Source organism: Methanomassiliicoccaceae archaeon DOK (assembly GCA_009911715.1).
Taxonomy (GTDB): Archaea; Thermoplasmatota; Thermoplasmata; order Methanomassiliicoccales; family Methanomethylophilaceae; genus Methanoprimaticola.
Genome location: CP047880.1, coordinates 454,574 through 479,732, shown reverse-complemented (window position 1 = coordinate 479,732; position 25,159 = coordinate 454,574). Strand labels below are relative to the sequence as shown.

The following is a 25,159-nucleotide window of genomic DNA, read 5'->3' as shown; positions in this document are numbered from 1 at the left end:
ACGTTCTTAAAGTGTGTCGTGGCCGCGGACGTACCTCTTTGGCAGCACGAAGAGCTCCCCGTCGTCGTCGAACCCGACCGATGCGCTGACCTCGTAGACGTCCTCGATGAGCTCGGGGGTTATGACCTTCTTCGGGTCGCCCATGCCTACAATCTCCCCCTTCCTCATGATGATGCAGGTGTCGCAGTACCTCGCCATCAGGGAGATGTCGTGTTCGGCCACGAGCACGGTCATGTCCTTCTTCACCATGGCGTTGAGGTACTCCATGACGTCCAGCTTGTACTTCATGTCGAGATGGGACGTGGGCTCGTCGACCAGCATGAGCCTCGGCTGCTGCACGTAGGCCTTGGCGATCAGGACCCTCTGCCTCTCACCGGACGACAGGGCTCCGACCGCACGGTCCTTCAGATGGGCGACGCCGAACTTCTCCAGCGCGTCGAGGACCATGTCCTCGTCCTCCTTCGGCTCCCACCAGACGTTCTTGAGATACGGGTACCTGCCGAGCATGACGGTCTCGAACACCGTCAGGCCGAAGCTGCCCCTCAGCTCGGCGGGAACGTTGGCCACCTTCCTGGCGATCTCGCCGGGGGTCTTGTCGAGGACCGACTCCCCGTCTATCAGGATGTCGCCTGCCGTCGGATCGTGCATCCTGTTGATGCACTTCATCATCGTTGTCTTGCCGCATCCGTTCGGGCCTATGAGGCCCACCAGCTGGCCGGGGCCGAGCTTGTAGGACACCCCGCGGACGGCCCTGTAGCCGTCCTCGTAGGTCTTCTCCACATCGCGGAGCTCGAGCAGCGGGACATCATCCATCGTACATCCTCCCCCTCTTGATCAGGAGATAGGCGAACACGGGTATGCCTATCACCGTGGTGATGGCGCCGACCGGCAGCTCCATGCCGTAGTAGCCTGTCCTCGCCAGAAGGTCGGCGAGCATCAGCATCACGCCTCCGAAGCATATCGAGGCGGGAAGCACCATCCTGTGGTCGCTTCCCAGGAGCATCCTGCACAGGTGCGGGATGACCAGTCCCACGAAGCCGATGACTCCGCAGAACGCCACGCAGACCGAGGTCAGGATCGAGGCGAGGATCAGCATCCACCTGTTGAAACGTCTGACGTTCAGACCCATCTGGCGGGCCTGGTCCTCGCCCAGAAGCACCAGGTTCAGCTCCTTGGCCCATATCAGCGGGACCAGGGAGAGGAACACGGCCAGGAACACGATGATTCCGACCTGTGACCATGTGACCTCCGCGAACGAGCCGTACAGCCACGACAGCGCGTTGCTAAGCTTGTTGCCGGCCATGGTCAGCATGATGGTCTGGACGGCGGAGAACGCGAGCCCTATGACCACTCCGGACAGGACGTAGTTGATCGCCGAGCCTCCCGACTTCTCCGCCAGGAGCATGGTGCACGCGAAGGCGATGAGGCCTCCGATGCAGGCTGTTATGGCTGTCAGGAATATCGAATGGGACGAGAACATCCCGAAGAACGTGAAATCGAACGCTATGACGGCGATGGCCGCCACCCCGGCACCCGAGGACACGCCCATGATGTACGGGTCGACCAGAGGGTTCCTGATGATGGCCTGGTAGATGCATCCGGCCACGGACAGCCCGATCCCCACCGCGAGCGCGGCGATCGTGCGCGGGAGCCTTGAGACGTATATCGTGGTCTCCAGAGAGTCCAGGCCCACGCCTCCCTTGGATATCGCCGAGAACAGCGCGGAGTAGGCCTCCACCGGGTTCTCAATCGAGGTGGACCCCACGCACAGGCAGAGCGTGAAAGCGGCGAACGTCAGGATGGCGCCGATGACTATGATGAACTTGAGCCTGTGCTTGTTCCTCGTGTTGTGGGACTGGTCGTCACCGTAGAGGTAGTGGAGGAACGAGGTCTTGAGGTAGTTGAAGGGCTTCTCATGTCCCTTGAACCTCAGGACGGCGTACACGAGGCCGAGGGCGACGAGGATCGCCGCGACGATCTCGGCTATGATGAGGATCAGCGGCTGGCCCTGCTCGAGCGAGGGTGCCACATAGACAGGGAACACGCCGTCGAACCTGTAGATACCGGAGTCTGTCCCGCCGAAGATCGTGTCGCCGAGGACGACGAGCGGGATCATGTTGAAGTTGCGCACGCCGGACGGACAGGAGGCGGTTCCTACGATCGTCCCGTCGAGGGAGATCTGGTAGATGGGGTCCGAGGACGAGTAGCTGACCAGGTAGATGTAGCGGTCGTCCGCCAGCACCGGTGCGGAGTGGATCTCCGCGAGTCCCTCCGTCATCGTCTCAAGGTTGCCAGCGGAGTCTATGCGGTAGAGGTTGGTTCCCGAGCCGGGTGCGGCGACGAAGTACACGCCCCTGAAATCGGGGGTGTCAACCGGCAGGATGTACCTGCCCATGTCGCCGAGGTCCTCGTTCCTGTACCTCTCCACGAGCACGTTTCCGCTCGGGGAGAACTCGTATATCGCGAACCCGCAGTTGATCTGGCTCATCCCGAGTCCATCGGAGAACGTCATGTACAGCGTGTACGTCCCGTTCCCCGTGGGCTGGACGGCGACCTGCCCCACGCCCCCGTAGACCTTGGACTGGTACCTGTACTGGGCCACCGTGGTGTCCGCGACGATCCCTCCCCCGACCGCGTCAAGAACGTAGAGACGCCCGTCGAGCGCGCCGGTGAAGAGGTACCCGTCGTAGACGGTGGGGGCGACCAGGTATGTGCTCCCGTCCAGCATCTGGGACCATATGAGGCTCAGGTCGGTGTCGAAGCAGTAGACCATGCCGTTGGAATGGGTCACGTAGATGACCCCGGAGTCGAAGACCATGGACGAGAATCCCGAGTCGTAGGTGTTGCCGACCTCGAAGTCCTTCAGCACGGCCTCCACGGGGCTCGCCTCCGAGAACGGGACGCCGCCTATGGACGTCACGTTGGCGTTGTTCTCGCCGGGACCCTCGTAGAGCGGAATCCTGTAGATGTACCCGGTCATGGTCGCGACGTATATCCAGTCGCCGACGATGAGCGGGGTGGACGACTCGTAGTTGGAGCCGCTGGTGAACTCGAACTCCCAGACGTGCTCCCCGGTCTCCCCGTCGATGCACACGACCCTTGCCGTGCCTGTGGAGTCGATGCCGTACTTCTGGAATACGTATCCTCCGGCGTAGAGGATGTTGGCATGGGCGGTCCCGGTCTCTGACCATGTCACCTCGTACTCCTCCCCGGAGGAGTAGTCGGCATCGAAGTTCCCTGTGTTCGACGAATCCCCTCTGGACATCGTCACAGCGTAGGGGTGGTCCGGCGTCACCACCGGCGCGATCCCGTCGGGATAGAACGCCAGCGCCACCGCGGACGCGTCGGCCGGAACGGACAGCTCGTCCGTCTCCACCCATGAGGAGCCGTACCACAGGAAGACGTGCCACTCCGTGGTGACCGTCGCCCCCGTCGCTCCGGACTCCTCGAGAGACCCTCCGTTGGAGGAGGACCCGACCGTCTTGGAGGAGACACCGTCCACGGAGATCGTGCCGGATGATATCTCGAAATCGACCCCGAGCCCGATCATCGCATCGGCGAGCACGTCCTCCACCGTGCCTCCGGAGGACTGCGTCCATTCGACGGAACCGTTTCCGTGGTCCAACAGCACGTCCGTGTCCCCCGTCGCATCCGACGGTGGGACGATGCAGACCGCTGTGACGAGAAGTATGGCGACGACCGCCATCGATGCCAGTGCCTTACCGTTCATTGACAATCCTCAATCGTAGCTCATGTAGGTGCTGAACTCCAGATAGTCCTCGTAGTCGTCCCCGATGATCTTGGGGACCTCCGTGTCGAAGGCGTCCGGATGCAGGATCATGGCCGTCAGCTCGGCCACCTGCGCCGTCCTGGGTCCGAAGCGCTGGACCAGGTCGGCGGCGCTCTCGCAGATGACGTAGACCTCCCCGTTCCTCCAGGCGTCCGTGTCCTTCCACTGGGCGGGCAGGTTCTCGTAGAGGTAATCGTACTCCTCCTGCGTAGCGGAGTACTCCGTCGTGATGATGATTATCTTCTCTGGGTTGGCGTACGGGATCCTGTCCGAGGTCAGATGGACCCAGCCGCCCCATTCGGAGAAGACGTTGTTTGAATTGAAGAGTGAAGATATGCTGCTCATGTATGTGTCCGAGCCGGACACCCACGGGCTTATGTCGGGATCGAGGGATATCATGAGATCGACGGTCCCCCCGGCCTCGGGCGTGAAGACCTTGTCGGCGAGGAGGTCGATCACCTCGTAGGTGTCGTCTATGACCTCCTCCGCGGCCATGCCGTAGTTGATCACGGTCCCCACGATGAAGATGTTGTCCATGATGCTCTCCAGGTCCTCCCCCGGATAGAGGAGGACGGAGTCCACCGATGCCGAGCGCAGCTGCGATACCATGTTGGTGTGGGACCTCTGGGACGAATCGGCGAAGACCACGTCGGGATTCGTCCCCGTTATGAGCTCGAAGCTCGGGCTGGTGTACGATCCGACCACCGCGATGTCCCCCGATGCCGCCGCATCTGCTATAGACTGGGGATAGTTGGAGTAGGAGTCGACGCCGACGACGACGTTCTCCGCCTTGACCGATGCCAGGATCTCCGTGATGGACGGTGAGAGCGACACGACCCTGAACTTCTGCTGGTATCCGTATATGGGATTGCCCGAGTAGTCGACGGCGACGGTCGGCTCCTCGCCCTCGGCCACATAGGACCAGGACGTTATGGTGAACTCCTCCGGGTCGTAGTCGTATGGCGCATCCAGATGTACCCACTCGATCGATCCGGGATAGACCACCCAGAGGCCCCATTCGGCCGTGTCCGTGTTGGCCACTCCCCCGATCTCGGTGATCGCCCCGTCATCGTCGAATGTGACGGAGAGCCCGTTGAACTCGCATGCGTACTCCAGGAGATCGAGGGCGGTGCCGTATCCGGACAGGTCGGCGTCCGTCCACAGAGTGTCGCGGTCGCCGTAGTCGATGACGGTCCCGCTGGCCTGGTCGGTCTCTGCCTCCGAAACCAGGGATGCCGCAGCGACCGCTAGTAGAACGCCTGCCAAGACGATGGCTATAGAAAGAGTCACGCGGGAGCGGTCATCCATTTGCGCACCTTGCTGAAGGTGGGCGGGATTGACTCCCGCCGTTTATAGTTTAAGCGGTTGCGAAGGGGCCTGTGGTCATCAGGTCACTGGTCGTGTTGTATGGGTTGAGATCGTAGCTCATGGTGTAGTCGACGAAGGTGTACGTCGAATATGTGAGGTATACGATGTTCCCGATGGCCTGATTCAGTGCGGGTCCGGTCCCGAAGTATGTCTGGTAAGCGTTGTCTGTCGTGTTCGAGGTGTAGACGAAGGAGCCGATGTACTTGTCTCCAACACCGGGGATGCATTCACCGATGCTGGACACCCATCCGTTCGAGATGTTGTACTCGATACCGGCCTCATCGAGGGCGGCCTTGAGGGCAACCTCTGCATCGGACCCCTGTGCGGTGTACCATCCGTTCAGGTCCCCCATCCCGTCGAGATAGAACCAGTATGTGTCATCATACGACAGAGGGCTGTAGGAATCAGAAGCGAAGGGGCCTGTGGACATCAGGTTGGCATCGGTCGTGGAATGGGGGTTGACATCGTAAAACATCACACCGTACTCGTCCATTGTGTATGTGCTGTATGTGACATAGATGATGTTTCCGGCGCTCTCGTTCAGAACAGAACCGTTGACGAAATAGTCCTCGATGGGATCTTCAATAGTGTTCGCCGTGTAGACATAAGTCCCGAGATAAAGTCCGTTTGCACCCGCGACACAGTCGCCGATGCTGGACATCCATCCGTTAGAGATGTTGTACTCGACACCGGCCTCATCGAGGGCGGCCTTGAGGGCAACCTCGGCATCGGATCCCTGTGCGGTGTACCATCCGTTCAGGTCCCCCATCCCGTCGAGGTAGAAATAATAGGAATCCCCGGTCTCAGAGGATTCGTTCGATCCGCCGTTGTTGCTCGTCATGTACCAGACGCCTGCAGCAACGACAATGATCACGACAACCACGGCGGCAACCGCGGCGTACATCTGTTTCTTTTCCATTCAATCACCATAATTCTGGATTGGATGGAGATGTCGTTCTATCTATATAAGGATGGATGGATTATCCATCATACAGATTCTGGATAAGGGAAGAGGTTTGGGTGAACTTCACTCGTCCTCGATGATCTCCTCGGGGGCGCCGGCGAACCTCACGAGGGCGAATGCCTCCATGAAGTGCAGATTGCCCGGGAGGACCAGGGTGTGCAGGGGCTCCCCGAGGTCCATCTTGAGGAGGTCCTGGGGGTAGCCGGCGAACACCTTCTCGTTGGGCGATCCGACCTGAGATGCGACACAGAGCAGCGTCTTGTCGTCGATGAGACCCTCTCCCCAGGCCTTCTCCCCCTCGATGAGCCACTCTATGGCCTGGTGGGCGGTCATGTACCTGAGCTCATCCGCCCTGATGTCCAGGAGGATCATCGTGTGCAGGCCCCTGTCCTTGTTCTCCTTGATGTGGTCATAGGGGGACTTGGGATGGTAGTTCTCCTCGAGGAAGGGGAGGGTCACGGTCCTGCCGAACTTGTAGTGCTGCAGCCCGAGGGATGTGGGGCAGGCGGAGAATATGGAGATCCCGTGGAAGACCCTGACGGGTATCCCGGCCTCGGCGGCCTGGATCCTGAGGTCCACATGGGTGGTTGCGGACATCGTGTCCCCGGCGGTGATGAAGCCGACCCTCATCTCCATGGCATCCTTGATGACGTCGTCGCACTCCTCCACCTGTGCGCGGTAGAGGACATGCACCCTCTTGCCCAGGGCGGCCTCCAGGTCCTCGACCTTGGTGCCGATGAGCATCGAGGTGTAGAACTCGGCGTAGATCTTGTCGCATTCCTTCAGTGCGTTGAAGGCCTTCACGGTCATTCCGTCTGTGCCGCTGAGGCCGAGTCCCACGAAGATAAGTTCGGAAGTCATCGGATGCCGAATGAGCGTTGGATATTAAATCCTCGGCGAAGGAGGAGGGTGAGAAGGGAATGGTGGGAGGGGTGTCCCCTCCCTTCGGGGTTTCGGGATCACTCCTTGACCAGGGTGACCAGCGCGTCGACCGCCCAGCAGCCCTTGCCCTTGAGTCCGACGATGACGGGGTTGATCTCCAGCTCGTGGATCTCGGGGTTCTCCAGGGCGATGGTGACGATTCTGCGGATGCAGTCCTTCATGGCGTCGACGTCGGCCTCGGGGAGTCCCCTGGCGCCGGACATGAGCTTGTAGGCCTTGGTGGACTTGATCATCCTGTCCAGCTGCTCCTCGGTCATGGGAGCGTGGGCCTGGGAGATCTCTCCCAGGATCTCGACGTAGATTCCTCCGAGACCGAAGGAGATGACGGGTCCGAACTGCGGGTCGCGGATCATCGAGAGGATGACCTCCTGTCCGGAGACCATCTGCTGGATCGACACTCCGACGATGTTCGCGCCGGGCACGTTCTTGGTGCAGGAGTCCATGATCTTGGTGTATGCGGCCTTGGCCTCCGCGGCGTCCTTGACGCCGACGACGACACCTCCGACATCGGTCTTGTGCTTGATGTCGGGGGAGACGATCTTCATGACCACGGGGTAGCCGATCTTGTCGCAGGCGGCGGCGGCCTCGTCGGCACTGTTGACCAGAGCCTCTCCGGGCGTGGGGACGCCGTAGGCGGCGAAGATCTCCTTACCCTCGGACTCGGTGAGCGAGTCCCTTCCCTCGGCCCTGGCCTTGCCGAGGACCTTCTGGGCGGTCTCGTATCCCTTGACGTCGGGGACCTCCATGGGGGTCGCGGCCTTGTCCAGGTTCTTCGTGTATCCCCTGAGCACGGACAGCGCGTGGACGGCCCTGTCGGGTGTGGGGTACGTGGGCATCTTGCCCTCCTTGAAGATCGCGTTGGCCCTGTCGCACTTCACACCTCCGGCGAAGCACACGACGGTGGGCACGGGGATCTCGTCCTTCATCTCGACGATGATCTTGGCGACGGACTCGAGGTCCGCGGTGTCCAGCGGGGATCCCATGATGACCAGTCCTCCGACCTCCGGGTCCTTGGTCACGATGTCGATGACCTCCCTGAAGTACTCGGGCTTGGCGTCTCCGCGGACGTCGATGGGGTTGGTGAGTCCGGCGACGGTGGGGACCCTGGTCTTGATCTCCTCGATGGTCTTGTCGGAGAACTTGACGGCGTACACGTTGGGGGCCTCGAAGGCGGCGTCCGCGGACATCACACCGAGACCTCCGGCGTTGGTGATGATGGCGATTCCGTCCTTCTTCATCGGACCGCAGCTGCTGAACACGCTGAGCGCGTCGAACATGTCGTCAAGGTCGTGGGCCCTGTAGATGTTGAGCTTGTCGAAGATGACGTTGTTGACGGCATCGGATCCGGCGAGGGATCCTGTGTGGGAGGACGCCGCCGCGGATCCGGCCTGGGTCCTTCCGCTCTTGAAGATGACGATGGGCTTCTTGACCTTGGTGTTCTGGATCTCGGTGACGAACTTCTCACCGTTGGTGATTCCCTCGCAGTACATTCCCAGGACCTTGGTCTGGGGGTCCTCCATGATGTCGTGGATGATGTCAGCCTCGTCCAGGTCGGCCTTGTTTCCGTAGGTGATGAAGTTGGCGATTCCCATTCCGTTGAAGATGGCCCAGTCGATGATGGACGATCCGACGGCTCCGGACTGGGAGAAGATGGAGATGTTGCCCACGGGAGGCAGCAGGTGCGCGAACGTGGCGTTGACACCGGCGCCGGGGTTCATGACTCCGAAGCAGTTGGGTCCCAGGAACCTGACTCCGGCCTCCTTGGCGACCTTGATGAGCTCCTTCTCGAGCTCCGCTCCGGCTGCGCTCTCCTCCTTGAATCCGGCTGTGAGGATGGCGGCGTAGGGCACCTTGGCCTCGCCGAGCTTCTTGACCTCCTCTGCTACGAGGGTGTTCTTGACGGCGAAGACCGCGAGGTCGATGGGCTCCCCGACCTCGGCGACGGAGGTGTAGGCCTTCAGGCCCTGGATCTCCCCGCCCTTGGGGTTGATGGGGTAGAGCTTGCCCTTGAAGCCCGCGTTTATCATGTTCTTGACAAGCATACCGCCCAGTTTGGTCTCATCGTTGGATGCACCGATGATGGCGACTGACTTAGGCGTGAGTACTTCCTTCATGGAGGCGTGGTATCTTGTAGTCTTTGATAAAGCTTTGTGCAGAATTCGTAATTTGTCCTCATAATTCGTAGTGATGCCTAGGGATATCGTAGAAATCCCGCATATATTTCTACTGAATCAGTAAAATTACGACAATCGTCTTAGTTTTCATCGTACATCTCCCCATAACAGACTGATAATCCGTCGTTTGACGAATGGCGGGGAAGGGGTCCGCCCCCTCCCCTCGGAGGTATCTTGAAATAAGGGGCGCAGGATGTTAACGCGCCGTGCCGGCGGAGGGGCGCGATCCGTGAACGCCATGTGCACGGGACGGCGCACAGTGGCCCGTTTCCCATTCATTTGGGGCTCCTGCGGGAGCTGGCGACGAGTCGTCGCAGCCGTGACCGGAGGCCAACGTCGGGTCCGACACACACCCCCTGCGTAAGTCAGTGCCCGGAGACGGACGTCACCGTCCGACCATGATGGCGTGTGTTAGCGCACGGGGGACACCCCGCTTTTCCTCTTCATATGTGCATGTTGAACCTCCTCAGCGCGCTGTCCATCTCCGCACGGTCTGGGAACCTGGACAGGAGGGCGTCGTACTGGGACCCGCGGCTCTCCCCGTTCCTGTTGAACCCCATGCCGACATGGGCGAGCTGCGAATAGAGGCAGTAATCCATCACCTCGTCCGGGACATCGTCGCAGTCGAGCAGCTGCGACATCGCCACGACCTTCATCAGTATGCTCGCGCGGCCCACGGCCCTGCTGCTGCCGCCGGCGGCCCATCCCAGGTAGATGTCGGGGTCCCTCTCCACGAGCCCCATGTCCACGAGCCTCTGGTAGGACTCGGCGAGGTCCCTGTGGTTGCCCATCGTGCTCAGGCTTATCCCCCTGAACCTGCGGACGAACACGGGCTGCTTCGACCTTACGAAATCGTCCGAGGTTATCCATTCACAGACCGCATCGCCGTACCTCATCAGGTTGTCGTGGGTATCGTCCCTGATCCTGTGGAAGATCGTGACCGCCAGGGACTCGATGACGTCCTCGGGGGCGTCGCAGAGGTAGTCGCTCACCTCGAACTCTATCCACTTGTAAGAGCGGGACCACTTGACCTTGAAATCGCGGAACGGCGAGAACTCCGCCTGCACGCGATCGTATCCGTTCCTTGTGCCGACCACTGTGAAGATGGCCGTCAGAGTCTGATTGTTCATCGTTGTTTCTCCTGCGGCATGCGCCGCGGAGAGCACTACTTGACGTTCTGGAGATAAAGGAGGTACCGTGCGGTCACGTTGATTCCCGGATCACGCCTTGAAATGACCTTCGGACGCCGGTTGCACGTGTTTTCCACGTGGGCTCCGACCCAGGACGCCGTTCACGTGGTGGAGAGTGACTTAAGCCAGCGACACGGTTCCGAATCCATGAACGACGATCAGCGTCTGAGAGAGGAGACCGAGAAGGTGCTGGAGGCCACCCGGAGGCGGTACGGGTTCGTGCCGGTGGTGAACCAGGTCCTGAGCGAGCGCCCGGACCTCTTCCTCCCCATGACCGGCCTTGCCCGCGCGGTGCTGGAGGGCGAGGGGGAGCTGGACAGGAAGCAGAGGCTTCTGTGCGCCATCGCCGCCGCGACCGCTGCCGGAGGGGAATACTGCGTGTCGGTGCAGTCTCGGCACGCCCTGGACGCCGGAGCGACCCGCGGGGAGATCCTGGAGGCGATAACCATCGGCTCGTACATGGCGATGACCCGTGCCCAGTCCTACGCCTACAGGAGATATGCCGAGCTTTTCGACATCGAACTGGACCAGTGATGTGGAATTCAACAACGTTAAATACAGTGCGGAGAATGACGGAGCGATAGAAATGGTACAGATTACACCCGATGCAGAGAAGTTCATCAACGACCTGCTGGAGAAGAACCAGAAGGTCGGCTACGGGATCAAGATCTACCTGTCCGGATTCGCGTGCTCCGGCCCCCAGTTCGGAATGTCCTTCCAGGAGAAGGCCGCCGAGGGGGAGAACGTCGACAAGTCCGCCCACGGCTTCGACATGTTCTACGACGACGAGACGAAGAAGGAGCTCGAGGAGTGCGTCATCGAGTTCATCGACGACCCCAACTTCGGGACCGGCCTGACCATCAGGAACCCCAACTTCAACGGCTGCGCCTCCTGCGGCGGCGGATGCCACTAAACGGGAACCGGGAGGCCCGACCTCCCAACCCTTTATCTTATTCTATCAATAATGCAGGCGTCACATGACGTCCGTCGAGCATCCCCGCATAGTTCCGGGCTCCGTCGAGGAGCGCAGGTACCAGACCGCCATGGTGCAGGGATGCCTGAGGAACAACACCCTCGTGATCCTGCCGACAGGCCTCGGGAAGACCGTGGTCGCCGTCAGGGTCGCCGCGGAGTACCTGTCCACCGGGAAGGTCCTCATCCTGGCACCCACCAAGCCGCTGGTCGACCAGCACCGCGGGTCCTTCTCCAGGACACTGGTCGATGCTAAGATCGGCGAGATGAATGGGAACATGAAGCCGGAGACCCGCGCCGGGATCGTCGATTCCTGCGACGTGGTCGTGTCGACGCCCCAGTCCGTGGCCAACGACCTGGAGGCCGGAAGGTACGGTCTGGAAGGATTCTCCCTCATCATCTACGACGAGGCCCACAGAGGCGTCGGGAACTACGCCTACGTGAGGGTCGCGCGCTTCTGCCCCAAGGGTGCCAGATGCATCGGCATGACCGCCTCGCCGGGCAGCGACACCTCGAAGATCGAGGAGGTGTGCATCAACCTGCACCTCAGGAGGATAGACATCCGCTCCGACGAGGATCCGGACGTGTCCCCCTACATCCACTACACATACGTGAACAGGATCGAGGTCAACATCCCCCAGGACATCCAGGACACCACCGCCCTGCTGAGGTCCATGCTGGACCACTTCGTCTCGGAGATGGTGAGCCTCAACCTCATCCGTCCCGGATGGCAGATATCCACCTCGTACATGCTGACCGTAGGCCAGGGGCTCCAGGCTAGACTCACACGCGGCGAGAAGACGGCCATCGTCTACAGGGGCCTGGCACTCCACTCGATTTGCATCAAGCTCCTCCACGCCATCGGGCTCGCCGAGACCCAGGGGATGACCCCGCTCAGGGTCTACCTGGAGAAGATCGAAGCCGAGGCGGACCAAAAGGAGGGAGGCAGGAGCTCCAGGGAGATAGTCAGACGTCCCGAGTACGTCGGCGTCAGGACCATCGTCGACAGGACCAACGTGGAGCATCCCAAGGTGTCAAGGGTTCTCTCCCTTGTCAGCCGCACCATCGACGGGGGGTCGGGCTCGAAGGTCATCGTGTTCGCCCAGTACAGGGACACGTGCGAGATGCTGACCCGGAAGCTCGCCTCGGTGCCCGGCGCCAGGGTGGGGATGCTCGTCGGCCAGTCCAACGGGGGGTTGAGGCAGAGGGACCAGGTCGCCCTCCTGGACGGGTTCAGGCGCGGGGAGTACAACGTCATCGTCTCCACATCCGTCGGTGAGGAGGGACTGGATGTGTCCAGCACCGACGCTGTGGTGTTCTACGAGCCTGTCTCTTCCGAGATCCGCACGATCCAGCGCCGCGGGAGGACGGGCAGGAAGAACGACGGGGAGGTCTACGTCCTCGTCGCCAAGGGCACGCTGGACGAGGTCCTCGAGAGGAACAGCGCCGAGAAGGAGCGGGCGATGAGGGACAGGCTGGAGAGGCTGAGCGAGGAGCTCAGCCGCGGCAGCTCCCCCGTGGTCAGGAAGAACCAGACCCGCCTCGACGGCTACTGAACCAACCTTTTTTAGTTGTGCCCCGATGCGGACGGCATGCTTTACTCCGACCTGGCAGAGACCTTCGACAGACTGGAATCCACGGGCAGCCGCCTCGAGATGACGTCCATACTCGCGGAGTTCTTCCGCAGAGCGGACAAGGGCGAGCTGCGTTCCATCGTCTACCTCAGCCAGGGGAAGCTCCACCCCGACTTCGTGCCCGGGGTGCTCGGCATGGCCGACAGGCTTGTCATGAAGGCCATAGCCAAAGCCTCCGGGAACCCGGACGACAAGGTGGAGAAGCTCACCATCGAGACGGGAGACATGGGCCAGGTCGCCGAGACCATGATCTCCAGGAAGAAGCAGATGGCGCTGTTCTCCGAGGAGCTGACAGTAGCCAGAGTCGTCAGGGGGCTGACCACGATCGAGAACGCGGACGGCAAGGACTCCCAGGACACCAAGCAGAAAACCCTAGCCGGCCTCCTCCACGACTCCGGGCCACTGGAGGCCAGGTACCTCTGCAGGACCGTCACGGGCAGGATGAGGGTCGGTGCCGCGGACATGACCATCCTGGACGCGCTGGCCGAGGCCTTCGCGACGAAGGAGGACCGCCCCGCGATCGAGAGGGCGTTCAACGTCACATGCGACATCGGCCTGGTCGCCGAGACCATCGCCAACGGCGGCATGGACGCGGTCCGCGCCATCGGCGTCAAGGTCGGCAGCCCGGTGAAGGTCATGCTCGCGGAGAGGCTGCCTTCCATATCCGAGGTCGTCGAGAAGATGGGCGGCAGATGCGCCATGGAGTACAAGTACGACGGGATCAGGGTCCAGGCCCACATTGGCAGGGACTCCGTCAAACTGTATTCCAGGAGGCTGGAGGACCTGACCTCCAACTTCCCCGACATCGCCGAGGCCCTGAGGGCCAGATGCGGTCACGACGAGGCCATCATCGAGGGCGAGTGCGTCGCGATCGATCCGGAGACCGGATTCATGCTGCCGTTCCAGAACGTCACACACCGCAGGAAGAAGCACGGGATGGACGAGGCCGTCAGGGACGTCCCGGTCAGGATCTTCATGTTCGACATGCTGTACGCCGACGGCGAGGACTGGACCCCCAGGCCCTATCTGGAGAGAAGGGCGGCTCTGGAGGAGGGGTTCGAGATCGGGGACAACGTCCAGATGACCACCATGAGGATGGTCGGCAGCCCGGAGGAGGGCGAGGAGTTCTTCGCCAACGCCATCGGCGCCAGGTGCGAGGGCATAATGGCGAAATCGGTGGCCCCCGACTCCGTCTACCGCGCCGGCTCCAGGGGGTTCCTCTGGATCAAGTACAAGAAGGACTACCAGCAGGCCCTCACGGACTCGTTCGACCTCGTCGTCGTGGGGGCGTTCTACGGCATGGGCAAGAGGGCGGGCAGGTACGGCGCCCTCCTGATGGCGGCGTACGACGGCGAGACTGGAAGGTTCGAGACCGTATGCAAGCTCGGGACCGGATTCGACGACGCGTTCCTGGACGCCATGCCTGCCCTGCTGGACGGCTCCCTCTCGGAGTCGAAGCCGTCGTCCGTGGACGCCGAGATGGTACCCGATGTGTGGTTCGAGCCGAACGTCGTGCTGGAGGTCGTGGCGGCCGAGATCACCCTGAGCCCCATCCACACCGCCGCCAAGGATGTGCTGAAGGAGGGCGCGGGGCTCGGCATCAGGTTCCCCAGGTTCACGGGACGCGTCAGGGATGACAAGACGCCCGAGCAGTGCACCTCGGTGTCCGAGATCATCGAGATGTTCGAGATGCAGGTGCACGACTCCGACGGACTTTCGGAATGACGGACATATCAGCCCATCGCTTGTCCACAGTGCGACATTCTGCCCGTTCCTTTTATAAACGGAACGGTTCTACACATATCGTCGGCATGGATTGTCGACTGGATGGGATGTAAAATGGACGAGGAGAAGAAGGAGCACATACGCGCAGCGGATGAGCACAACGTATGGGACGGCAGCGGGGACTGAGTCCCGGCACCGGCCGACACCTCCGGGAGGACCCGTGCGACACGGGCTCCCAAAATCATTTTTATAAGTACGTTATAGACGCGGGCATGCAGCCCTACATTGTCGAGAAGACCGACGACTCCGTCACCATCGCGTTCAAGGACGCGAACCTGACACTCATCACGCCCCTCATGGACGCGCTCTACAAGGACGATAACGTCGAGCTGGTCAGGTACATCGACAAACACCCCGAGCTCGAGGACCGCAGGCTCTACGTCAAGGTGAAATCCGGAAGCCCCATCGAGGCGATCGAGAAGGCATCCGACGCAGTCTCCGAATACTACTCCGTCAAAGAGTGAACGTTTTGTTCAGAGAGTGCAGGACCGCGGAAGCGGACATCGGAATGAGATGCTACCTGTGCCCTGCCGAGGGCACGGGCGGACACCTCAAGACCCTCCCCGAGGACTTCGTCGTCACCGAGATCTCCGACCCTCCCAGGGCCAAGGAGAACGGAGACTACACGATAGCTACCGTCGTCAGCCGCAACTGGGAGACCAACCGCCTCGTCAGGATCATGGCCCGCAGCATGGGCATGTCCAGGGAGAGGATCGGCTTCGCCGGGACCAAGGACAAGCGCGCCGTCACGACACAGCTCATGTCGTTCAAGTGCCCTCCGGAGGATCTCGCCAAGGTGGACCTCAAGGATGTGGAGATAAGGGACGCGTACAGGGGCAGCAGGGCCATCCAGATCGGGGACCTCATAGGGAACGAGTTCGAGATCACCGTCAAGGACTGCACGATGGATCCCGCCCGCATACCCGAGACGGTCGCCGAGGACATATCCGTCATAAAGAGGACAGGCGGATTCCCCAACTACTTCGGGGTCCAGAGGTTCGGAGTCGTCAGGCCCGTCACACATCTGGTCGGCGAGAGACTGGTCAGGGGCGACATAGAGGGCGCCGTGAGGACGTACGTGTGCTTCACGACCCCAGAGGAGGACGAGGGGCTCCAGGAGATCCGCGGATCCCTGGAGGGGACCACGGACTGGTCCGCGGCTGCAAGGGTCATGCCCGAGCCCATGTCGTTCGAGAAGACTATGGCCCAGGTGCTCGCCGGGGGCGGCAGCTGGGTGGATGCGATCGACGCGATGCCCACGAACCTCCAGATGATGTTCGTCCACGCCTACCAGTCATACCTTTTCAACGAGATGCTCAGCCTGAGGATCCAGAGGGGTCTGCCGATAAACATGCCCGTCGAGGGGGATGTGGTCATCCCGCTGGACCCCAAGGGCGCACCTCAGCACGAGAACCCCGTCATGACGACTTCGAAGAACGTCGACCTCGTCGCCAGGCAGGTCCGCGCGGGACGCGCGTTCGTGACCGGGGCCCTCTTCGGATCGGAGACCGTTCTCGCCGAGGGCGAGATGGGGGAGATCGAGAGGAAGGTCATCGAGGACAACGGCCTCGAGGCCCAGGACTTCGTCATCCCCGGGCTGCCGAAATGCAGTTCCAAGGGCGGCAGGAGGGAGCTCATGTGCCCTGTGAAGGACATAGCCAGCGAGTTCCGCGACGACGGCTACACGCTGAGGTTCTCCCTTCCCAAGGGCAACTACGCCACGTGCCTCATGAGGGAGTTCATGAAGTCCGAGATGAGGGACTACTGATCAGACGATCAGGCTCTGGACGACCCTCGCCTCGTACACCCCGACCCCGCACTCGCGCATTATCTCATAGACGGTGATGCCCTTGGGCAGGCGCATCGACATGTCCGAGAGCCTCGGGTCCGCGTTCCTCCCGGGATCGGCCAGCATCGCCCTCAGGACGTAGGCGACGATCTCCTTGGCGGAGTCGGCGTCCTTGCAGCCGCACTGCACGAACACCCTCTCGAGAGGCAGCCTGGGATTGTGCTCCAGATCCCTCCAGTCCAGCTTCATCACCGCGTCCCTGGAAAGGGACTCCATCCTCCCGAAGGATTCGCTCCCTGGATTTATCGACCCGTAGTCGGGCTGCTCCGCCAGATACGCCGTGACCTCCGCGGCGGACTCCTGGTCCAGTCCCAGGGCGTTTATCAGATCCGGGTCCGTCGGCGACACCTTCATGGAGAACGCACGGCGAAGAGCCTTCTCAGCATATCTCTTGACCGAGTTGTCGGCGACATCCTTCTGCGGTCTGCCCACGACCAGGCCCTTGGCCTCGGCCTGGTGCCCGGACTCCTCCAGTATCCTGACCATGCGGACCGTGTTCTCCGGTCCGGGGTTCGGGCATTTGACGAAGTAGTCGTACGCCGCCATCAACGACTTGTCGTCCTTCCTGGCGTTGGCGATCTCCGCCTTCAGAAGGATGGCCGACATGCGTCTCGGGTCCCTCCTCAGGATGCGGTTCAGCATCCCGTCCGCGGCGATCGCCTCCTTGCGGGCGTACATCATGCGTGCGAGCCGCTCCGCCAGGTCCAACCTGCTCGGATCCCTGGATACGGCGGCGGAATAGCACTCGGACGCCCTGTCCAGGACCCCCATCCTCTCCAGGACCTCGCCCCTCGCCGCATGCACATCGGCGTCGTCGGCCCCCATGGACACGGCGGTGTCCAGATCCGAGAGGGCGCCACCTAGGTCGCCCTTGGCCATCTTCGCCTCGCCCATGATCCTGTACGGGTCGGGGTCGTCCGGTGACAGCCCGGCGGCTTTCCCCGCCAGTGTGACCGCGGAATCGAGGTCGCCTGTTCTGACGGCTATCTCGGCCCTAAGCTTGAGTGCATCTGTGTTGTCCGGATCGGCGGACAGGATCCTGTCCAGGATGCGTGTCGCGCCTCTGTGGTCACCTGCCTCCTCCAACGAGAATGCCGTGGAGTACAGGGCATCCACATCCAGGGCGGGCGCCCTTTGGACCTCCGGTTCGGGTTCCGGTTCGGGTTCGGATTCCGGCTCTGGTTCCGGCTCCTGGTCCGTGACAGGCTCCTCGGAGGGCTCCGGGATGGGCTCCGGCTCCGGGATGGGCTCGGACCCGACCTCCTCCGACATCGGCACCGTGTGCTTACCGACCTCCTCTGCCGGGACAGGCGCATCCGGCTCTGTCTCGACGAACGACTCAAGCGTCACCTCCTGCACTTCCCTGTCGTGACTGTGCTCGGCGGCCGGGACAACCGGGACCGGCTCGGGTTCGTTCCGGTCCGCTGTCTCCGGCGCTTCCGGAACATAGGAGTCCATCTCACGGCGCACCCGCTCCATCTCGTCCCTGATCGAGGCGTTGTCCGGCTCCATGCGCGCGGCGTATCCCAGGATGCGGAGTGCCTCGGCGTGCCTTCCCTGGTTGGACAGCATCACTGCCTTCCTCACCATAGGATAGGTGTCCGCACGGTCTAGCTCCGCCGCACGGTCCAGCGCCCTGACGGCGCCGCGCAGGTCCCCCCTGGCCTCCCTCACGGATGCCTTGGCGATCCAGCACCCGCTGTCATCCGGATCCAGGGCCAGCGCCCTGTCGAACGCCTCCTCGGCGGATTCCAGGTCGCCGCTCGCCTCGTCGGACATCCCTTTCGAATACCAGACACCGGGGTTCTCGGGATCCCCCAGGGCCGCCTCCGCGTAGCTGGCTGATGCCCTGACGTACTCTCCCCCGGCGTACTCCATGTTCCCTCTGATCCTCTTGAACACGGGCTCCCTGGGGAACCTTGTCTCCGCTTCCCTGCACAGATACGAGGCGTCCCTGTTCGGCCCTGAGGACATGAGGACGGAGATCGCCCTGGTGTATACGTCCATGGTCCCGTCCATCCTGACGGCCCTGTGTGCGGCGTCCGCGGCATCTTCGGCCGAACCCGTGCGCATCAGCGCGTCGGCCATATCGAGGAGGAGGCCTGCATCCGCGGGCTGGACGTCCATCAGCTTCCTGCAGGATTCGAGGGCGCCCTTGTGGTCGCCCGCACGGGATTGGATGGTCATCATGAGACGGAGGGCGTCCGGGTCGTTCGGGTCCTCGGCGAGGATGCGCGCGCATTCCTTCCCAGCCTTTACCGGGTCGTCCATCGACAGGTACACCCTTGCCCTCTGTGCCCTGGCGCCCCGGGAGCCCTTCTCCCTCATCGTTGCCTCGGTGGCGAATATGAGCGCGGACATGCTGTCCCCGGCCCTCTCGGAGAGCATGGACCTCAGGATGAGCGATTCCGCGTCGTTCCCGCAGCTGTCGACATACATGTCCAGAACCGTGGAGGCCTCGGCGTCCATCCCGAATCCTATCAGCATCCTGACGGCCTCCAGGTACTCCTCCGAGCCGGCCCACTCGCTGTCCAGGTACGCACGCAGCGCGACCATCGTCTCCCTCCTGTCCCCAGTGCCGTGCCTCGCCCTGACCGTGTCGAGCATGGTCCTCGGCGAGGTCTGGTCCGACTCCGCGAGCAGCTGGAGGGCGCGGCCGTAGTCCCCTGCGTCGAGACTGGCCTCCGCCATCTCGCGCCTCAGGAACGCTGGCGCCCCGGGGAGCAGCCTGGCGTACATCATGTCCGCGGAGTGCCAGTCGCCCTCGTCCACGGACATCCTGGCGGACGCCAGCATGAAGTCCCTGTCCCCCGACGCGTAGTGCCGGGACTTGGCGAGCATCTCCGAGGCGCTCTCCCTGCTCCCTCTGAACCATTCGTAGTAAATCCTGTAGAGCTCCTGCATCCTGCCCTCGCCGGGCGCGTCCGACGGGGACCTCCCGTCGAACACCTGCTGGATGTTGTGCCTCTGCGGCCACTCCCCGTAGGGATCCAGCTCGGCCAGGATGGCATACGGCTCGTCGCAGGACGGATCGGACTCGTAGGCGCGGACCGCCGCAGCCTTCGCACCCTCCATGTCCCCGGACGCCTTCCTTATCCTGGCCTCGGCAATGGAGCGGTGGAGGACCTCCTGCGACCTGTCGGACCTGGCCAGAAGCTCCTCTGCCGCCCTGAACTCCCCCTTCTCGAGCAGGATCTCAGACGCCCTTATGGACGGGGTGCAGTCCACCGCACGGCTGCTTGACACGAGCTCCCTCAGGACCTCCGCGGTCGCCTTGCCCTCCTCCGCCAGACGGTCCATCAGGGACACCAGGAGACCGGGGTCGACCGTGCCCTGGTACGTGGAGATGCTCTCCAGGGCCGTCTGGGAGCCGCCGTTCGTGGCGGCGTAGCGGCCGAGTATTCCCCCTCCATTCAGTGTTCTCCACAAACGTTTCTCGAACTGGGTCTGAAGGATTGGGCGGCCGGTCATGCCACCGTATCGTCCAGAGCATAGATATATCTGAGGTCTGGATGCATCGACCGGCCATTAATGTTATATAGGTCATTGTTTTAGGGGGTCTTCAGTGCAGCTGTGATCTAGCTGGTTAGGATCTGAGCCTTCCAAGCTCATTGCCCGGGTTCGAATCCCGGCGGCTGCACTCATTTTTTCCTATCCAGACCCCCACTTCGTTGCAACCTCTGTGTTTCACCACACCCCCTTTGCCTTCCTTGCTACATCTGCATTGTTCTTTCTGCAATAGTAGGTCTCGGTTGTCTTCGAGGTGAAGTGGCCGAGCAGCCTTGCTACTTCTTCTATGGTAAGTCCCTTGTCGAGGTAGAACTGACCGCAGGCGCGCCTGCAGTCTCTGAGCTCGAACCTCTCGCCGATGGCGACCTCCACCTTCGCCTTGATGGTCCTGACGCTGTTCCCGGAGAGGAACGAGTACTCGCCATCCATCGCGAAGAAGAGGTACTCGCTGCTCGCCCTGTGGCAGAGCAGCCAAGCATCCCTGACGATCAGATACTGCTTGAGGACTGGTACAAGCTCGGTGGGGATCGGGACGTCGCGGGGTTCTCCGTAGGAGTCCTCCCCCTTGACGTGCTCGAAGTGGATCATCCACTGGTCAGTGTCGAGGTCCTCCATCTTCGCGAGACGGAGCTCCTTGTTCCTGGCACCGGTCCCGATGTACATCAGGACCATGGCGACCGGGCGGACCTGGTAGATGTCGCTCTGGTCGATCTCCTCCCACCTCTGCATGATGCGGCGGTAGGTCTTCTCGGACAGGGGCTTGAGCCTGCCCTGTCTGGTCACAGGCTTGAGCCCCGGGTTCAGCTGGAGGCAGTTCTGGACGGCGGTGTTGCCGCTGAACTGCAGGAGCTGGTCGAGCGCGGAGATGTCGTGGCTGAGATCGGAACCGCTGACCTCCTGTCCCTTGCGGTACAGGATGAAAGCCTTGACGTCGGCGACGGTCATCTTCGTGGGGGACAGGGTCGAGACCTTGCCTTCCCTGTTGAGCATTATGAGCTCGCGCTCCATCCTCCTGTAACGACGGTCCTGGACTCTCCACGAGGACTCCGCTATGCAACCGCGCCTTGCGTCCATGTACTCGGTTGCCTTTTCATTGAACGGATACCTTGCCATTCTTCGTTTTTCCTCCCTTCCTATAAGTTCCGGAGCAGCCGCGTCCGAAACTAATTGCTATATTAGCAATGCAATATTTAAAGATTGATATTGTAGCAATGCGAAGTAATCAATCCGTCTAGAATGGAACCGTCCGGCAGTGGATTTCTGGGAGATTTTTTTATAAGATGCATTGCAATAATGGCATGATGGCAGTAGACCTATCGGTCCTGGAGAGGAAGTCCGCCCTGTACATCCTGCTGACGGTGCGTGACAATCCGGGACTCACCAAGACACAGCTCATGCGTCTCGAAGAGGGGAACGAGAGGACCAAGTTCGTGAGGATCAACGAATTGATCGAATGCGGACTCATCGATTCCAAGCAGGGAGACGGCCAGTGGAACTCCACCAAGCTGTACCTCACCCCCCAAGGACAGGAGATCGCTGAGAGCATCTACAAGATCTCCAAGGTTCTGGAGACCATCGACGCCGGACACAGGGATGTCGGCACCGAAGATGGCAACAAAGCCTCGGATTGAAACCTGTCGGATCAAACCCACAAAACTTCTCAAAATAGTTTGGACGAGCGGTATGCCCATGTTCCGAACGGATCATGACATACCGCCCAGGGTCATTCGAGCGTGATCTCGCCCCGGATGAAGGCGTCCTTCATATCATCCAGACCCCTGAACTTGGACTCCGTGCCACTGATCTCGTCAATCAGGATGCATCCCCCTTCGACGAGATCATGGACCAGTCTGGAGTACGGATGATAGACGGACTCGAGCACGAGCTCCGACTCGGTACGGTGCACGACATGGAAATCCCCGTCACCGAAGATATCGACCCTCTCCGGATGCCAGTAGGGATTGCTGTCGGTCTCGTACTCCCTCATCGCGCGCATCTCGTCCTCATCTTTCAGATCACGACGTCCCCCTTTGTTCACATGAGCAGTCTCGCCACTCATACGAACACTTCTTCTGAATCAGTCGTTGCCATTTTGACTCCTCCTTTTCCCGCACCTTTCCCCGGCGTTCCCGACTTGCCGAAGCAGTTGCCATCGTGAGCTCCGGGAGCAACGCGCCTCACGGCGGCCCGGTTCCGACGGCTGCAGACGGACGTCCAGGTTCTGGAACGTTTATGCGACATGCATAGATTGCAACTCCGATTAATCAACGACATGCCGATGCAGAGACCTGCAAAGGCCTTAGTCATTGATTAATACGCATTGCAATTTTTATTTCAACCTCACGTGAGAAGGTCTTCGAACATTCACAGAGAATCCGAAGACCGCTCATCAGAGATTGATGTGCCGCATGGTTTCACCTTGTCAGGGTAAAATGAAAAAGCCTGGTTCTGATTTTTATAGCTTATGTTAACGCCTATTGATGATTACAGAGAATCATTGAGAATCTGTAGAATAGTGGCAAGATTCGGACGAAACATGCATCCAATAGACCTGAACGGCATCTGGAACCCCAATATAGAACTTGCTGTCGATTCACGGAAACGAGGGAAGACAAGTTCCATTTCCGGTCATCGCCCCGTGCCTCAAGACTCGAACGGGCGCATCGGGCTTGCGCCTCTCTGTTCTTCTTGGTCTTCGGCGCAAGCGTCGTGCCGCCGTTCTTCGGACAGCCGTCCCGGGGCTCTTCCCCAGGAAATGGAAGATGACTAGGAAGACGAGTCAGAGAAGAAACGGAAACTACAACAGAAACTCCAACACGAGAAGGGTCGCATGGGACGACCTCAGGGCGATGACGCCCATCGAACCTCACACCGATTTCTCGAAGCCGCCGATCGGCTACGTCCTGGACGACGACGGGAACTACCCGGAAAACATCTGGGAGGTGCTCTGAATGGGCGACAGGATCGTCATCAGGATTACCGATGTGGACAGGAGGTCCCCGGACCTATACTGCCATTGGGCGGGACTGAGGGCGGTGAAGGCCGTGCACGACGCGCTGCCGGAGTCCCGCAGGGATGTCCACAACCTGATCTGCAATGTCATCGTGAAGGTGATGTGCGGGGAGTGCAGCGACGCGTCGTACTACCTGTACGACTCCGGCGAAGCGGAGGGGATGGCCGACTGGGACAACTGGACCTGGACCTTCGACCTGGCGACCAGGATGTGGAGGTCCACGATGCCCCAGCTGGAGGGGAGGCTGATGACAATCTCCGAGGCGGACGACTTCGTCAGGAGCGTCAGGCCGTGCCTGTACTCGGAGTGTCCGTGCGACTCCTTCGACCTCCCGTCGGAGACGGGGAAGCCGAGGTATTCGGACACGATCTACTCGACAAGGGAGGGATGCTGAATGGCCGACCGCATCCTGACCAGGCAGGAGATGATCCTCCTGCACCTTCTGCAGTACATCGACGTGCCGGTGAGCGGGTACGTGATGCCGCACGCGATGACGCAGCAGGGCATCGGACTCGCCGCCGGGATGTCCAGGGCGCACGTCTCCAACTGCATGACGGAGATGAGGGAGAAGGGGCTGGTGGACAGCGTGTACACCCATCCCAAGGGGACCACATCGAGGATGAGGGCGTACTATCTGCTCCCTTCCGGCATAGAGAGGGCGAAGGAGATCAGCGAGCATCTCAGGGAGGAACGCATCAGGGTCGACGACGTGATCAGGCGTCCGGGGAACTCCAGGGGGATGTCCCCGAACGTGGCCAGGGCCCTGGAGGAGCTGGAGAGGGCCAGGAACGCCACTGCGGCTCTCGGAGCCGAGGGGGACCAGTCGAAGGCCAGGGCGGCGATTGAGCACGCGTCGATGGCGATCCTCAGCCTGTCCAGGGAGGTGGCCTGAATGCCGCTGTTCCAGACCGGGCAGGTCGTCACGACATGCGGAATCGCACAGGCCATGAGGGATGACTACTCGTTCCTGATGAGCGTCAGGGAGTGTCTGGACAGGCACTGCAGGGGCGACTGGGGAGACGTCGGCGACGAGAGCCGGAGAATGAACGACGAAGCTCTGGAGGCAGGGAGGAACGGGCAGTTCTCCGACAGCCTGTTCAGCCTCTACACCATCGGAAACAGGGAGATCTACATCATCACGGAGTGCGACAGATCGGTGACGACCGTCCTGTTCCCGGACGAGTACTGACCACAGGTCGGAGGAAGACCTCCGACCTACAACCCTTTCAGGTCGGTCGGAACCCCTTAAATCCGACGAAATGTTCCGACGAGGTATGACGTGCGCCTTCTGTCACTCGGAGATCCCGGATACACAGCCGTTCAACTTCTGCCCGTTCTGCGGACAGACTATCATGGCAATCAACGACGACAGACCGAAATTCTTCTGACGGACATCAACAGTTACAATATGGACGCACACTGCTTCTTTGATATACCCGATGCGTATGAAAAGCACCTCATGACCGATGAGTACAGGATCATCGAAGAAGCTGATGAGCACAGGCTGCTGATGGAAGAGGCGCAGATGGTGGGCGAGAACATCAATGCGCTTCTTGCTGCCATATACTGCATCTTGAATCCATCGCTGGATGAACTGAAAAGGCATGCCCCTCACCCGCATCTGACGGAATACGCGCTCAATGTCATGGAGGGCATGGGGCTCGTATCCCGCTCTGACTTGAACGACCTGGAAAGAGATGGAACCGGCACAGATGATTTCTCGGAGGACGAACTGCCCTGAGGATTGGATTTGTACAGGTATCAGCTTGAAGCTTCGCACGCGCGCGTGACTGCGCAATTCAAGATTAGAAACCACGTATCGAAATGGACATCAGACTCAAAAGAATCGCTGTTCGGATTGCCTCGTTTCCACTCATTTTGCAATAGGCCCTTTTTTATTTTAAGACATGATAGTCAGTTCGAGCATATGAACTCAAAAATTATCATAACCACCATAATTTTGGCTTC

The 25,159-nt window shown here is 60.9% G+C and carries 22 protein-coding genes and 1 tRNA gene; 13 read left to right on the top strand and 10 right to left on the bottom strand.

Annotated features, from left to right (window positions below; translation table 11 throughout):
- Positions 1-6: 6 nt before the first annotated feature.
- The 7 genes from JS82_02535 to JS82_02505 form a co-directional block, all read right to left on the bottom strand.
- On the bottom strand, positions 7-813 hold the full coding sequence (locus tag JS82_02535; protein QHK17060.1) for an ATP-binding cassette domain-containing protein: 807 nt from the start codon (positions 811-813) through the stop codon (positions 7-9).
- Positions 806-3,730: an iron chelate uptake ABC transporter family permease subunit gene (locus JS82_02530; protein QHK17059.1), complete on the bottom strand. Its 2,925-nt coding sequence runs from the start codon at positions 3,728-3,730 to the stop codon at positions 806-808. The genes JS82_02535 and JS82_02530 overlap by 8 nt, the downstream gene beginning before the upstream one ends.
- Before the next feature lie 9 nt (positions 3,731-3,739).
- On the bottom strand, positions 3,740-5,098 hold the full coding sequence (locus JS82_02525; GenBank protein QHK17058.1) for an ABC transporter substrate-binding protein: 1,359 nt from the start codon (positions 5,096-5,098) through the stop codon (positions 3,740-3,742).
- 49 nt (positions 5,099-5,147) lie between these two features.
- Entirely contained in the window at positions 5,148-6,077 is a 930-nt protein-coding gene (locus tag JS82_02520; protein QHK17057.1) for a hypothetical protein, read from the bottom strand.
- 108 nt (positions 6,078-6,185) lie between these two features.
- Positions 6,186-6,983 carry a diphthine synthase gene (gene dph5 / locus JS82_02515; protein QHK17056.1) on the bottom strand — a complete coding sequence of 266 codons (798 nt, stop codon included), beginning with the start codon at positions 6,981-6,983 and terminating at the stop codon, positions 6,186-6,188.
- Positions 6,984-7,081: 98 nt separating this feature from the next.
- Positions 7,082-9,178 (bottom strand): acetyl-CoA synthetase, encoded by a 2,097-nt coding sequence (locus JS82_02510; GenBank protein ID QHK17055.1) that lies wholly within the window; start codon positions 9,176-9,178, stop codon positions 7,082-7,084.
- Between the two features lie 503 nt (positions 9,179-9,681).
- A complete protein-coding gene (locus JS82_02505; GenBank protein ID QHK17054.1) occupies positions 9,682-10,368 on the bottom strand; it encodes a hypothetical protein in 687 nt (228 codons plus the stop codon).
- A gap of 207 nt (positions 10,369-10,575) precedes the next feature.
- On the opposite strand from JS82_02505, the gene JS82_02500 reads away from it, so the two are divergent.
- The 6 genes from JS82_02500 to truD all read left to right on the top strand — a co-directional run bounded on the left by JS82_02500 (position 10,576) and on the right by truD (position 16,587).
- Complete coding sequence (locus tag JS82_02500) at positions 10,576-10,962, top strand: carboxymuconolactone decarboxylase family protein (GenBank protein ID QHK17053.1); 387 nt, start codon at positions 10,576-10,578, stop codon at positions 10,960-10,962.
- 52 nt (positions 10,963-11,014) lie between these two features.
- Positions 11,015-11,341, top strand: a complete 327-nt coding sequence (locus JS82_02495) for an iron-sulfur cluster assembly accessory protein (GenBank protein QHK17052.1) — start codon at positions 11,015-11,017, stop codon at positions 11,339-11,341.
- Between the two features lie 64 nt (positions 11,342-11,405).
- Complete coding sequence (locus JS82_02490) at positions 11,406-12,956, top strand: DEAD/DEAH box helicase family protein (protein ID QHK17051.1); 1,551 nt, start codon at positions 11,406-11,408, stop codon at positions 12,954-12,956.
- Positions 12,957-12,992: 36 nt separating this feature from the next.
- Positions 12,993-14,759 (top strand): ATP-dependent DNA ligase, encoded by a 1,767-nt coding sequence (locus tag JS82_02485; GenBank protein QHK17050.1) that lies wholly within the window; start codon positions 12,993-12,995, stop codon positions 14,757-14,759.
- A 272-nt stretch (positions 14,760-15,031) separates the two neighbouring features.
- The gene (locus JS82_02480) at positions 15,032-15,283 is read left to right on the top strand and encodes a DNA-directed RNA polymerase subunit L (GenBank protein QHK17049.1); all 252 of its coding nucleotides are present in this window, start codon (positions 15,032-15,034) and stop codon (positions 15,281-15,283) included.
- A gap of 44 nt (positions 15,284-15,327) precedes the next feature.
- Positions 15,328-16,587, top strand: coding sequence for a tRNA pseudouridine(13) synthase TruD (gene truD / locus JS82_02475; protein ID QHK18367.1), 1,260 nt, complete (start codon positions 15,328-15,330; stop codon positions 16,585-16,587).
- Here truD and JS82_02470 read toward each other — a convergent pair whose 3' ends face one another.
- On the bottom strand, positions 16,588-20,139 hold the full coding sequence (locus JS82_02470) for a tetratricopeptide repeat protein (GenBank protein QHK17048.1): 3,552 nt from the start codon (positions 20,137-20,139) through the stop codon (positions 16,588-16,590).
- Positions 20,140-20,235: 96 nt separating this feature from the next.
- Here JS82_02470 and JS82_02465 point away from each other — a divergent pair.
- A tRNA-Gly gene (locus JS82_02465) sits at positions 20,236-20,308 on the top strand.
- A 47-nt stretch (positions 20,309-20,355) separates the two neighbouring features.
- Here the strand turns inward: JS82_02465 and JS82_02460 are convergent.
- Positions 20,356-21,291, bottom strand: coding sequence for a tyrosine-type recombinase/integrase (locus tag JS82_02460; GenBank protein ID QHK17047.1), 936 nt, complete (start codon positions 21,289-21,291; stop codon positions 20,356-20,358).
- A 188-nt stretch (positions 21,292-21,479) separates the two neighbouring features.
- On the opposite strand from JS82_02460, the gene JS82_02455 reads away from it, so the two are divergent.
- Positions 21,480-21,809, top strand: coding sequence for a hypothetical protein (locus JS82_02455; GenBank protein QHK17046.1), 330 nt, complete (start codon positions 21,480-21,482; stop codon positions 21,807-21,809).
- Between the two features lie 92 nt (positions 21,810-21,901).
- On the opposite strand, the gene JS82_02450 is transcribed toward JS82_02455, so the two are convergent.
- Entirely contained in the window at positions 21,902-22,237 is a 336-nt protein-coding gene (locus JS82_02450; protein QHK17045.1) for a hypothetical protein, read from the bottom strand.
- A 703-nt stretch (positions 22,238-22,940) separates the two neighbouring features.
- On the opposite strand from JS82_02450, the gene JS82_02445 reads away from it, so the two are divergent.
- From JS82_02445 to JS82_02425, 5 genes are all read left to right on the top strand, one after another.
- On the top strand, positions 22,941-23,129 hold the full coding sequence (locus JS82_02445; protein ID QHK17044.1) for a hypothetical protein: 189 nt from the start codon (positions 22,941-22,943) through the stop codon (positions 23,127-23,129).
- Positions 23,130-23,585: a hypothetical protein gene (locus JS82_02440; GenBank protein ID QHK17043.1), complete on the top strand. Its 456-nt coding sequence runs from the start codon at positions 23,130-23,132 to the stop codon at positions 23,583-23,585. It begins immediately after the preceding gene.
- Positions 23,586-24,083 carry a hypothetical protein gene (locus JS82_02435; GenBank protein ID QHK17042.1) on the top strand — a complete coding sequence of 166 codons (498 nt, stop codon included), beginning with the start codon at positions 23,586-23,588 and terminating at the stop codon, positions 24,081-24,083.
- The gene (locus JS82_02430; GenBank protein ID QHK17041.1) at positions 24,084-24,380 is read left to right on the top strand and encodes a hypothetical protein; all 297 of its coding nucleotides are present in this window, start codon (positions 24,084-24,086) and stop codon (positions 24,378-24,380) included.
- 270 nt (positions 24,381-24,650) lie between these two features.
- On the top strand, positions 24,651-24,932 hold the full coding sequence (locus tag JS82_02425) for a hypothetical protein (GenBank protein QHK17040.1): 282 nt from the start codon (positions 24,651-24,653) through the stop codon (positions 24,930-24,932).
- Positions 24,933-25,159: the final 227 nt, after the last annotated feature.